We start from the raw sequence: 13,200 nt of genomic DNA, 5'->3' as shown, positions 1-13,200 counted from the left end.
CTCCTATTACTTTCTAGGTTGTATTCTTAATAAGAATGATGTTGTATCTCTTTTAATAGAACTTATCATTTCATTATATACATCTGAACTTACTATCTTATATTCATTTACTGGATTTTTTTGTCCATAAGATTGTAGGTTAATACCTTCTCTTAATTCATTTAAATCTTTTAGATTATCTCTCCATTTATTATCTAATACTTCTAGCATTATATATTTTTCTATCTTATCAAATTGTTCTTCACCGAAAACATCAATTTTTAACTTAAATCTTTTTTCTAATTCATCATAAAGTTTGTCAATTAAATCATTTTCTGATAATGAGTTCATATCAAAATCAATTTCATAACCATACACTTCATTTATCTTATCAGCTATTATTTCAATATCTTTTTCAGAATTTAAAACAATATCTTCAACTGTATCATATAGCATATCTAGTATTACTTCTCTTAAGTTATCATTATATAGAATTTGGTCTCTTTGTTTATATATAATTTCCCTTTGCTTATTATTTACATCATCAAACTCAATTAAACTCTTTCTTGTTCCAAAGTTTCTACTTTCTATTCTTTTTTGTGCATTTTCAACAGATTTTGTAACTGATTTATTTCTAATTTCCTCATCTTCCTCTATTTTTAAGAACTTCATTACATTTTTAAGTCTATCTCCACCAAATAGTCTCATTAGCTCATCTTCTAGTGAAAGATAAAACTCTGATACTCCTGGATCTCCTTGACGACCTGCACGACCTCTTAATTGATTATCAATTCTTCTACTTTCGTGTCTTTCAGTACCAAGAATAAATAGTCCTCCAGCATTTAGTACTTTTTCTCTATTTTCCTTACATTCTTTTTCATATAAGTCTAGTGCTTCAAAATATTCATCTGTTCCTCTTTCAGATACTTTACTTGCTAATGAATCTGCATCTCCACCTAATTTAATATCTGTACCACGACCAGCCATATTTGTTGCTATTGTTACTGTTTTAAATCTACCAGCTTGAGCTACAATTTCAGCTTCTCTTTCATGATATTTAGCATTTAAAATTTCATGTGGTATTCTTGCTTTTTTAAGTAAACTAGATAATTTTTCTGAGTGTTCAATTGAAGCAGTTCCAACTAATACTGGCTGTCCTTTTTCAAATAACTCAGTAATCTTTTTAACTATTGCTTTATGTTTTGCTCTTTCTGTTTGATATATAACATCATTTTTATCTACTCTTATTACAGGTCTATTTGTAGGAACAACTACAACTTTTAATCCGTATATTTGTCTAAATTCTTCTTCTTCTGTTTTTGCAGTTCCTGTCATTCCTGATAATTTTTCATACATTCTAAAGTAATTTTGTAATGTTATTGTTGCTAATGTTTGGTTTTCACCAGCTACTTTTAAGTGTTCTTTTGCTTCTATTGCTTGGTGTAGTCCATCAGAATATCTTCTTCCATCCATTAAACGTCCAGTAAATTCATCTACTATTATTACTTCACCTTTTTTGTTTATTATATAGTCTTTATCACGCTTAAATAACTCTTTTGCTTTTAGTGCTTGTGATAAAAAGTGTGTTAATTCTACATAATCTGGAGCATATAGATTTTCAATACCTAGTATTTTTTCTACATTTTTAATACCTTTATCAGTTATTGTAACAGTATGTGCTTTTTCATCTACTTCATAATCTTCCCAATCTTCATCAGGTATTACAGTATTTTTCTTATCTTTAATTTCCTCTGTTTTATAACTTCTTTTTAACTTAGTTGCAACATAAGCCATATTAGAATACCACTCTGTTACTTCTTCAGCTGCTCCTGAAATTATTAATGGAGTTCTTGCTTCATCTATTAAAATTGAGTCAACCTCATCGACTATTGCATAGTTGTGTTCTCTTTGAACTTTATCTTTAGCATCGTGTACCATGTTATCTCTTAAGTAATCAAACCCAAATTCATTATTTGTACCATATGTAATATCGCAGTTATATGCTTTTCTTCTTTCACCGTTAGCTAGATTTGCTATGATAACTCCTGATGAAAGACCTAAAAATGAATAAATAACACTCATAGTGTCTCTATCTCTTTTTGCAAGATAATCATTTACAGTTACAACGTGTACACCATTTCCAGTTAGGGCATTTAAATATACAGGGAAAATTGACATTAATGTCTTACCTTCTCCTGTTTTCATTTCTGCTATTTTACCTTCATGTAAAATCATACCACCTATTAACTGTACATCATAAGCTCTCATTCTTGTCAATCTTTTAGCAGCTTCTCTTGCAGTTGCAAAAGCTTCTACTAAAATATCATCTAATGTTTCACCATTTTTTAATCTGTCTTTGAATATATTTGTCATATTTTTTAATTCCTCATCAGACATTTTTTCAAAATGTGGCTCCATATTATTTATTTTTTCTACTGTTTTTCTCATTCTTTTTATTATTTTTTCATCCGTTAAACCGAACATCTTATTAAAAACATTTTCTAACATATTATCTACTATTCTCCTTATATTTTTTTTTATTAGTTAAAATATTTTACTTATTCTAATCTAACCATGTGATTTATGTTATCATAAGAATAAAAACTAATATATCTTAAAAATATACTTTCTATTTTTTTAATATTTATATACGAAAAATAGTAAGATTTAAATTTAAATTTTTTATTTCTCTTACTCTTTTTATTATCTTTTTTATTTATATAATATATGATTTCTGTAATACCAAAGTAATTTACATTAACTATATTATTTATATTATTAAATGTTAATATAACTAATATATATGCTATATTTACTACTAATCTTTTCATTATTCTCCTACTTTAATTATTGCTGCCATTCTACTAGTTGTTTTATCTTTTCTATAAGAAAAAAAGTTTCCATCAAAAGTACAATAATTATTTAATATTATGTTCTCTTCCAATATACCATTTGATATAGCAATATTTTTATTTAACATCGCTAAATTCAAATAATATTTTTCATTGTTTCTCTCTATTATTTTATCAAATTTTAAGTTTTTTAGCAATTCATCTGCTAAATCTTTTGAAATTTCATAGTTTTTAGAAGAAATACATATACCTAGTACAACTAATATATCATTTTTATTGGCATCATATTTTTCTACCATTATATTTATTGCTTTTTCAAGAATTTTGTTTGAGCTTCCTCTCCATCCACCATGCAGTAATGAAAAGGTCTTTTTATTTTTATCTATCAAAAACATTGGCATACAATCAGCAAAGTATGCAAGTAAGGTCATATTTTTATCATTAGTAATATACCCATCATAGTCTTTTATATCACTAATATCTGTATTTTTATCAACACATAGTATATTTGTACTGTGAGTTTGAACTCCTTTTACTAAATATTTTCTATCTATGTTCAATTTATTTATTATTTTTTCTAAATTTTTTTCATCTTTCATATCTTTTTCATCTTTTGTTGTTTGAATAGCTGTAAATCCGTATTCTTTTAGTTTTTCAAATTCTATATACATCTTCTCACCTCAAGATATATTATATCACCAATTACCAGTTTATACCATATGAAAGAGTTAAAATAGGGCTTTTATTATATGATAGTATAGCTTTTATATTATGGATATCTTTAATATTTGCATTTAGATATATTGATACCATATGTATTTGATTTTGTGAAATGTCATTTACTAAGTTCTTTTTAAAAATTTCATATTTGTCTTTTTTAAATATTATTTTAGAAAAAATATATGAGCTTCCTATTTTTAATTTAAAGTCTTTAATATATTCATACTCTAACTTAATTCCAGCACCAAGGGATATATCAAAACCTTTTTTTACTTTAATAAGGCTTTTATTTTGATCTATAAAATCATGAGAAAAATCATATATATATGCTAGATTTATACTTGGTAGTATCTTAAAATTATTCCCAATATTTGCTTCTAAATTAACTGCACCATTTATGTTATACATTTCTTTTTTTATATTATACTTTTTAAAATCAAAAAAATTATATGAAAAATTATGTACTGCATTTAAATTTAAATAATATTCATTAATTTTAGATTTTAAAACAAGGCCCAAATCAACTTCATTTAAATACATGTACTTACTATGTTTTAATTTAAAACCATAATCAACTAATACTTCATTTAATATATCTGTTCTATATATACTAAGAAAATTGTTTATAGAGTTTTTCTTTACATAAAATACATATTCCATATTCCAACTTTTTACATCGTTTTCTAATACATCTAAAAAGATCTCTCCTTGCTTTTTTTCATTAGATACCTTTAATATATTAAAAGATTCTAATATATTATTTTCTACTGTGCTATATCTATATTTATTATATTCATCAAAAAAATATCTCTTATATTCTTTTAGTGAAAAATAGTCTATTTTATTTGCTAAGCTAATATTACTTAGGCCAAAACATGTTAACAAGCATAGCACTTTTATGAAATGATTTTTTAACTTTCCCATTATTATCTCCTCCAATTACATAATACCCTTCTTTAGTTTTTGATATTAAAAAAGCAATATAGTATGTGTTACTATCATTTTTAAATAAAATTACAGAACCATATATTACTTCATCGATTTTTTCATAGTATTTATCTATTTTATCACTTAAAAATATATTTATATCGTCTGTATATAGCCCATTATTTATCGTGCTTAGAACAAAGAACAGGTTGAAATTTTTCTTATTACTTAATTTATTATTATTTAAGCTTTTTAAAACTGCTTTCATCCAACTAGCTTTTTTCTCATTTTTTATATCTATGCTATCATAAGGCATGTATATAACATCAAGTCTATCAAATACTTTTTTTAAAAATATTATGGGTATTAATTTTGATAATCTCATAGATTCTTTTATTATCTTGTCATTTTCTTTATTTTCATATTTTATTAATCCTAAATAATAGCCTTTTGTATATTTTTTTAAATCATATATATTTATTATTTTTTTCTCATACTGATTAACTGCGGCAATAGTATTTTCATTTTCTAAATTAAGCTCATCTTTTTTAGCCTTAAATTTTAGACGTAAATAGTTTAGCACACTATTCTCTAGAGCATTTATACTTCTTATATTATTATATATATTCCTGTCTTCTAAATTGAAAAATAGGTCACAGAATTCTAATACAAAATCTGCATCTATTACTGCATAATCATTTATATAGTACTTTTTTTCTAAAGTTTTTTTATCAAACTCACTTATGCCACTTTTTTTCTGATTTGCATCTACTATATTTATTACGCCACCTAAACTACAAAAGCTAAATGAATCACTAATAAGAACAGGTATATTATCGACTAGTTCATCACTTTTTTTCTCCCAGTTTTTAAGTTGTGGTTTACATATTCCATCTGGATTTATACTACAATTAGAAAATGGTATTATATCCTTATTTTCTATTGTAGCTATATTTTTACCTTCTATATATTTACTAGTGTTCTTACATATTAAACTTGTTGTAGAGTTCGAAAATTTACAAGAAAGTGTTGCACCATCACATACAAAATATTTTTTTAAATCTTTCTTATTATCATATAGTTCTTCGTAAAAGCTACTAATATTAGGACTTTTTCTTAAATTGAAATTTTCCTCTAAACTTCCAAAATTAGGAAATATTTTTTTTATTTTTACGCTATCTATGTTTTTACTATCGCTTTTCACATATTTTGAATATTTTAAACCTTTTAACTCATTTGATATATATATGATTGACTCATCTTTAAAGCTATACTTTGATTTTACTAGATATATAACTAGACTTGTAATATTCACCTTTTTTTCTAGTTTTGAAAACATAGTATATTCATAATCAGATAGACCTTTTACAGTCTGATCAAGATATATTATATATTTGCAAAATATGTTTTTGTCATTATCTACTACATTATCAAAATTTTCATTTTCTAATTTACACAAAGCTTTTACTATCTTAATTTGAATATTATCTAAAAGTCGTCTTGTTTTTACATATTTTCTTACAAAAGCTTTTTTTGAAAAACTTTTATCTACTAGATTCATATCTTTAATTAATTTTACTAATTTATATTCATATGTTTTTTTTATATCTAATAAATTAGAGCTATTTATATTAATTGGTATTTCATCAACATCTACAAGGCCTAAATCTAACACAAGTTTATCTTTATTATTTTTTAAATCATCGTCTGTAAGTTTTTTTATTGTATCTATATATAGTGCTTTAACACCTCTTTTTATAGTTTCTTTTGTAATATCAGATATATTTGATACATTAGATTTTTCATATTTTGCACTTAGATACTTTAAACTTTTCTCTATACTTTCTAATGGATTATTTGAATTACTCGCTATATTATATATATACTCTACTGTAGTTATTGGTTTTTTTTCTATGCTTTTATATTCCTTTGTTTTATCTTGATTAACTACTTCATTATTATTTTCATTTTCAGCTTTTAAAACCTCATTTAGAACCTTTTTTTCTTTCTTATTTGCAATTCTATTTGTAACATCTAAAAAATATTTGACTAAATTATCTAAACCATAATCTTTTGAAAACTTTTTATTTATTTTTTCCAAGTTTTTTTTATTTTTATCTACCCTATAGCTTTTATTTTTATTATTTTTTTTCTTTATTTCTTCTTTTTTTACTTGTTTTTTTTCTTCTATATTTTTATTTTCTTTTTCTTTTTCTTTTCTTTCTTCCTTTTTATCTTCTTTTCTTTCGTCCTTATTTTCATCACTAGAAAATTCTTTTTTTATACGCTCTATTATATATGTTTTAGCAATCTCTCCACCTACATCTAATGCTTTTTTACCAATACCTTGCAAGAATTTTAAAAGTTTAGAATCTTTTTTCTCTGTTTTTTCTAACTCTTTTACAATATCATTTGTTTTATTACCCACAAATTCCTTATTTTCATCAATTTCTATATCATCATTTTCATCATCATAGTTTGGAAAAACTAATTCATATAGATCTTCTACTAAAAAACTTAGATCATAATCTTTATCATCTATGTACCAAGTAATAGGTATATTATTTTCATCCAAATAAATTGTTTTTTCCTTAAATAGTTTTGTAAGCTTTCTTATATTAAATTTATGTGTTGCAATTAAAAGTCCTGGCAATGTTACCTTCATTGTAGCTTTATATTTTTCATCCATATTTTTAAAATTAGATAAATCTATTACTTCATTTAGATAATTTTCTATTATATTTTTTAATTCTTTTAAAAGAATATACTTATCATAATTTAATATTATTTCATCTTGCTTTTTATATCCATCAGTAGAATAAACCAAAAAATCAACATCGATATTCTTATCAACTAAACTAATATCAAGTTCACTTAACATATATCTACCTATATTTTCTTTATCTAATTCTCCATTTTCTTTTGCACCAGAGTCGTATTCTTTTTTTAAATAAATATTAGCTAAATCATCATAAAATTTTTCTATTTCATCTGGTATTTTCTCATTTTCAAAATATTTTAATTCCATATTCTACCCTTTAATTATTATGTATTTTAGTAGCGTTTATTACCAAGTCTTTAATGGTATTTATTTGTATGTCTTTATCCGATTTTAAATTTAGCTTATTATTTGATTTTATATTTGTAAATTCTTTTACTTCTAGGTTTAAGTTATTATTTATGTTTATATTTAAATCATTTAGAATCAATTTAAAATCTTTTTTATCTAAAATCATAGAAAAGTCATTTGTTAAAAAGTTTTTATACTCTTTATTAAGAAAAATTGAACTCTTATCATTATTTATACAAAAAGCAACTTTCATATCATCTTCATTATCACTTGGAAAATATACATCTACCTTATCTCCAATTTCAGGTGTTATATACATTCCTGTATGTATTTTACTATACGGCGTTGAAAAGCAGATGCTTTTTTTATTTATACTTTTATCAGAAAAGCCATCTATTAAAAAACTAACTTTCATTTTAGCTACTTCATTTTCATCTATCAAGTCAACTACCTTTGCTTCAATAAATCGTCCTTTTACATTTGATCTTATTTTTTCTATTTCTATATTTTTTTTAGATAAAAGTATATCTGAATTTAAAATTTGATTATGCATATATATATGTGACTTTAGAACAAACAAATTATCAATACTATCAGCTTGTAGTATAACTTTATTTTCAACAAGGTATTCTACTCCTTTATTTGTTATTCTTTTTTCTTTATACTCACTTATTTCACTATAACCATATGTATCTATTCCAAAAACTACTAATCCGTTATATGATACAAATATAGCTTCATTTATATCCGCTAGAATTCTTTTTAAAAATTCATAATCTGTTATATTATCTTGAAAATACACTTTATTTATTTTCTTTTTTAATTTCTCGCTACAAATATATTTTATATTATATTCATCCATTACTTGATTTATTATATTCATATATGTAAATTCTTTATCTTGATATATCCTAGTTTTTAAATTTCTATCCAACTCTTTTGTTAAAGAGTATGCCATTATCTCAATGTAAAATCCCTCATATCCATATTCAGCCATTTTATATTCATAAATATTTCCATAAAATATATTATCCACTTTTATACTTTTATTATCTAAATCAAAATTTTTTTTATCCATTCTTAAAATTAGTGATAATTCTGTATGCTTATTTAAATCAAAACTTATATCAAATCTATCTATTGTATAGTCTTTTAATTCATTATTATCTATTTCAATTTTCAATTACTTTTATCTCCTTATCTTTTGTCATATATTTTTGATAAAGTACTATATTAAAGCTTATTTCTCCATTAACAAAAACTTGTTCGATATTATATATATACATTTTATCTATGTTGTATGATATATTTTCATAATTTAAATCTACACTAAAGTATTCATCTTTTAAGCTAATTAAATTTTTTATAGTATTATTTGAAAATTGTCTAGCATTTATTTCTATTTGTATTTTTGAATTATTATTTGCTAGACCATCATTTCTATCTTTTTTTAACAAAAATTTCATATTTAATATGTCATCATTTGACAGTATTATATTTTTTATTTTAATCTCGTATTTTATAGTAAAAACCACCTTTCAAGTTCACCAATTTCTTTAATATCTAGTGTATATATATGTGAAAAAGTATAAACATAGTTATAGTTAATTGGCATAAAATTATTTAGTATCTCATTTATTAGATCTATATTATCTTGTGATTTTTCATAATCTAAATAAATGATAAAAAGATTATTTGATTTATTATAGTAAACGATATTAGAGCTAAATACTGAATTTAATACTTTTATGAAAATATAGATATAGTCTTTATTGTATTTTAACTTTAGCTTATATTTTTCAAATACATACTTTTTATTTCTTGCTAAAATATTTAATCTGTTTGTATTTAAAATATATTCATAATTAATACATAGTCTTATGTATTTATCTATTAAATCAGTATTTTCTATTTTTTCATTTAAGTTAATATATGCCCTATCCTTTTCGACATAGCATTGTAAATATGGGTGAAATTCATTTATTATTATCTTGCTAATATTTTTATTGTATAGTTGGTAAAGATAGCTAATATTACTCATAGACTACTACCTTGTACATATATAGATTTAGATTTAGGATGTTAACTATTTTAAATATCTTATCGTAATCATAATAATTATCTAGTTTAACTTCTATATTTGATATATATTTTTTCATTATCATCTTGTTATATTCAGGTATATCTAAATAATTTTTATTTTCATTTGACATTTTTATATCAACGACTTCATAATCATGCTTTTTAAAATATCTTTTAATATTTTCAATAGTAGGCTCTGAATCAATTTCATACTCATAATTTACAGATATATATTTAAATACACTCATATTTACATATCCAATAACTAAAATAATAAAGCTGTATAGGTTAGAAAATTTAGAATATATCTCTAACTTATTTTTTTGATTTACAACATCTTCTATAATTTCATCTTTTTCATTTACTAAATAAAAAGTATTCTCATTTTTTTCAATTTCATATTTATATGAAAAACCATCTAATATACTCATACTCTCTTTTGCAATAAAGTTCTTATTTAATATATTCCAGTATGGTTTTAAATTTAGATCTACATCGGAAGAAAAATTGTACTCTATATTAAATTTATCTATATTTTCAAGTAAATGAATATTATCTACATACTCAACTACCTTTACTCTGTACATTCTATTTATGTATTTCATATCAATACCGTACCATTTAACATTATTTGTAAGATATATATGGTATATTTCATTTATTTTATCAAAATATCTTGTATCTTTTTCTAAAACATACCTGAATTCGTATTTATCAGAATCAACTAAAAAATATCCTGAAAAAATTTTATTTTCATAATTACTTAATTTAAAATATTCAGCATTAATATATACACTATCTAAATATGTATCATATATACTATTAACATCATCATTTACTATTGCACTTAAAATATACTCATAATTAAATTTATTTTTATTTAATAATACGGTATATATCTTCGGTGATTTATCATTTATACCAAGTATATTTTCTTCAATTTTTTTTAATCCTTCATCTATTTTATTATCTAAAGACCTTTCAAATATCTTTATATCTTCTTTAAAATACTTTTCAGTAAACATAATACCCTCCCTTTTTAACTAGAATATACTCTTATTTGATTCTCACTTGAATTAAAAAATTAGTATTTTTCATTGTCTTTTTTTAATTAACAAAATATATATGTTACATAAGCTGATTTTAAATCTATTTTTATTTTATTTTTTTTTATGTTAACAAAAAAAGCATGTATAATACATGCAAAAAAAAAGATAGCGAACTATCTTTTAATTATTTTTTACTAAAATCTTTACATTTTTTTTATCTTTATTAGAAATTGAGTTAATTAAATTTCTTAATGATGTTATTATATTCCCGTTTTTTCCAATTAATTTTCCCATATCTTTTTTATCTAATACTACTGTAATTGTTATATTTTCTTTATTTTTATTTATTTTAACTTCATAATTTTCATCAAGTATGTACTCTTGTAAAAAGAATTTCACAATTTTTTCGTAATCAACCATTAAATTTCCCCTTCCCATTTTTTTATAGATAAAACTTCTACATTTATTTTAAATACTTTCCTTATTTTTTCTAACATTAAATCAACATCATTCAAGAAATATTTATTTGTTAGAATTTTTACTAGCCCCTCACTTGCTGATAGTGTTCTAATATTTCCTATTCCCTCATATGCCTCTGTTATTTTATTCATTATATCTATATCTTTTCTGTCAATTTTAATTATATACTCATAATCTATCATATTTTAATCCTTTTATTAAGTCTATAAACTGTTCAATACTTAGTTCTTCTGCTCTTATTTTATCATTTACTAAATTCTTTTCAAGTTCTTCTTTATCAAATCCTGCTTTTTTTAAATTATTAATAAGAGTTTTTCTTTTTTGTGAAAATGCCTTTTTAATAAATGAAAAATATATTTTTTCATCTATCATATTTTCGTATTTTCTATCTTTTCTTATTTTTAATTTTATAAAAGCTGAATCAACTTTTGGAATAGGGTTAAAGTACTCTTTTTCTACTGTAAATAAGTATTCTGGTATAGTGTAGTATCTAATGTAGTGTGTTAATGTACTTACATCGCTTCCTGAAAATTCTGTACATAATCTAATAGCAACTTCTTTTTGAACCATTATATATATTTCATCAATTTTTTCTTTATTTTCAATTAGTTTTTCTACAATGGGGGTTGTTATATAGTAAGGAATATTTGCTACTACCTTTAAATTTTCTCCAACAATGTCAGATAACATAAAGTCTTCATTTATTAATTTAAAATTATCATACTTTTTAAATTTTTTTTCTAAATTTGATATTAAATCAGAATCTATTTCATAGGAAGTTAAAAATTTTGCATTTTCTAAAATCATTGAAGTTAAGTATCCTTCACCTGGTCCTATTTCTAAAACAGTAGTATCTTTATTTAAATTAACTACATTTTTTATTTTCTCTAATAACTCTTTACTATCTAAAAAATTTTGCCCATATTTTTTCTTGTGCTTATAACTACTCATTTATCTTAATATCCATTGTACATACATAAGGAATATTTCTATATTCTTGCATATAGTCTAATCCATAACCTGATACAAATTCGTCTCCTATTTCAAATCCTTTATATTGAACTTCTAAATCTTTAGCTTCTCTTCTTACTTCTTTATTAAGCAATGTACATAAAAGCACTTGTTTAGGTCCTCTTTTACCTATCATTTGTAATATTTTTTTTAGTGTTAAACCAGAGTCTACTATATCTTCTACAACTAATACATTTTTCCCTCTTACACTATGTTCTAAATCTTTTATTATCTTTATATCTCTTGTAGATTCAAATCCATCACCATAACTACTTACTTCCATAAAATCCATAGTTAAAGGTAATTTAATTTCACGTACTAAATCAGACATGAATATTACAGAACCTTTTAAAATTCCTATAACAACTAATGGTGCATCGTCATTTTTTAAATCATTAGTTATTTGTTCTCCTAGTTCTTTAACTCTTTTTTGTATATCTTCTCTTGATATTAATACTTTTTTTATATTTTCTTCCCAATTTCTAGCCATGATTTTCATCTCCAAACTTTTTAATTTATTATATCAAATATACAAATAAATTTCCATAGCAAATTAAAAACTAGCCTAAAATTTAAGCTAGTTATCTTTCAAATTTAATTTCTATTTTATCTATTTTTTTAAAATTTTCTTTTAAATTCAATTTTATAACAGTTGTAGTTGCAACTTGGGATACTCTTGATAGATTTTTAAAATCATCTGATAATATTATTAGTCTATCGTTTTTATCAATTTCATATATACTAATTAATCTCATATTATTTGTTAAATACGATAGATTTTTTAATGTTTCATTAACTATATCTGTTTCACTTAAAAATCTTTTATCTTTTACTAAAATATTTTTATCCTCTATTTTATTAGCTGCTATATTATATACCTTAATACTAACCTCATCTTCTTTTTTAGTTTCAGTATTTTTAGTATATACTAAACTTACATTATTTTTAGTTTCATCTAAATACATATTATATCTATACGCACTAATAAGTGCTATAACTAATAGTATTGTTAAAAAAAATTTTTTCATTT

The 13,200-nt window shown here is 22.7% G+C and carries 14 protein-coding genes; all 14 read right to left on the bottom strand.

Annotated elements, in window-relative coordinates:
- Positions 1-6: 6 nt before the first annotated feature.
- Positions 7-2,487: a preprotein translocase subunit SecA gene (gene secA, locus OMES3154_RS03060; RefSeq protein WP_156683337.1), complete on the bottom strand. Its 2,481-nt coding sequence runs from the start codon at positions 2,485-2,487 to the stop codon at positions 7-9.
- A 50-nt stretch (positions 2,488-2,537) separates the two neighbouring features.
- Entirely contained in the window at positions 2,538-2,810 is a 273-nt protein-coding gene (locus tag OMES3154_RS03055; RefSeq protein WP_156683336.1) for a hypothetical protein, read from the bottom strand.
- Entirely contained in the window at positions 2,810-3,502 is a 693-nt protein-coding gene (gene pgeF / locus OMES3154_RS03050) for a peptidoglycan editing factor PgeF (RefSeq protein WP_156683335.1), read from the bottom strand. The genes OMES3154_RS03055 and pgeF overlap by 1 nt, the downstream gene beginning before the upstream one ends.
- A gap of 31 nt (positions 3,503-3,533) precedes the next feature.
- Entirely contained in the window at positions 3,534-4,475 is a 942-nt protein-coding gene (locus tag OMES3154_RS03045; RefSeq protein ID WP_156683334.1) for a hypothetical protein, read from the bottom strand.
- Positions 4,411-7,506 carry a DUF4280 domain-containing protein gene (locus tag OMES3154_RS03040; RefSeq protein WP_156683333.1) on the bottom strand — a complete coding sequence of 1,032 codons (3,096 nt, stop codon included), beginning with the start codon at positions 7,504-7,506 and terminating at the stop codon, positions 4,411-4,413. The genes OMES3154_RS03045 and OMES3154_RS03040 overlap by 65 nt, the downstream gene beginning before the upstream one ends.
- Before the next feature lie 10 nt (positions 7,507-7,516).
- The gene (locus OMES3154_RS03035) at positions 7,517-8,731 is read right to left on the bottom strand and encodes a hypothetical protein (RefSeq protein WP_156683332.1); all 1,215 of its coding nucleotides are present in this window, start codon (positions 8,729-8,731) and stop codon (positions 7,517-7,519) included.
- Positions 8,721-9,014: a hypothetical protein gene (locus OMES3154_RS03030; protein ID WP_156683331.1), complete on the bottom strand. Its 294-nt coding sequence runs from the start codon at positions 9,012-9,014 to the stop codon at positions 8,721-8,723. Before OMES3154_RS03030 ends, OMES3154_RS03035 begins: the two co-directional genes overlap by 11 nt.
- A 53-nt stretch (positions 9,015-9,067) precedes the next feature.
- Complete coding sequence (locus OMES3154_RS03025; protein WP_156683330.1) at positions 9,068-9,589, bottom strand: hypothetical protein; 522 nt, start codon at positions 9,587-9,589, stop codon at positions 9,068-9,070.
- Positions 9,582-10,655 carry a hypothetical protein gene (locus tag OMES3154_RS03020; RefSeq protein WP_156683329.1) on the bottom strand — a complete coding sequence of 358 codons (1,074 nt, stop codon included), beginning with the start codon at positions 10,653-10,655 and terminating at the stop codon, positions 9,582-9,584. The genes OMES3154_RS03025 and OMES3154_RS03020 overlap by 8 nt, the downstream gene beginning before the upstream one ends.
- Before the next feature lie 204 nt (positions 10,656-10,859).
- Positions 10,860-11,099 carry a KH domain-containing protein gene (locus OMES3154_RS03015; RefSeq protein ID WP_197271477.1) on the bottom strand — a complete coding sequence of 80 codons (240 nt, stop codon included), beginning with the start codon at positions 11,097-11,099 and terminating at the stop codon, positions 10,860-10,862.
- The gene (locus OMES3154_RS03010; RefSeq protein WP_156683327.1) at positions 11,099-11,341 is read right to left on the bottom strand and encodes a DUF4911 domain-containing protein; all 243 of its coding nucleotides are present in this window, start codon (positions 11,339-11,341) and stop codon (positions 11,099-11,101) included. The genes OMES3154_RS03015 and OMES3154_RS03010 overlap by 1 nt, the downstream gene beginning before the upstream one ends.
- Complete coding sequence (gene rsmA, locus OMES3154_RS03005) at positions 11,328-12,110, bottom strand: 16S rRNA (adenine(1518)-N(6)/adenine(1519)-N(6))-dimethyltransferase RsmA (protein ID WP_156683326.1); 783 nt, start codon at positions 12,108-12,110, stop codon at positions 11,328-11,330. Before rsmA ends, OMES3154_RS03010 begins: the two co-directional genes overlap by 14 nt.
- A complete protein-coding gene (gene hpt, locus OMES3154_RS03000) occupies positions 12,103-12,660 on the bottom strand; it encodes a hypoxanthine phosphoribosyltransferase (RefSeq protein WP_156683325.1) in 558 nt (185 codons plus the stop codon). Before hpt ends, rsmA begins: the two co-directional genes overlap by 8 nt.
- Before the next feature lie 91 nt (positions 12,661-12,751).
- Positions 12,752-13,198, bottom strand: a complete 447-nt coding sequence (locus OMES3154_RS02995; protein WP_156683324.1) for a hypothetical protein — start codon at positions 13,196-13,198, stop codon at positions 12,752-12,754.
- Positions 13,199-13,200: the final 2 nt, after the last annotated feature.

This window comes from Oceanivirga miroungae, assembly GCF_902505095.1.
GTDB lineage: Bacteria > Fusobacteriota > Fusobacteriia > Fusobacteriales > Leptotrichiaceae > Oceanivirga > Oceanivirga miroungae.
Note: the sequence above shows the minus strand (reverse complement) of the source record. Positions and strands in the feature narration are given on the sequence as shown.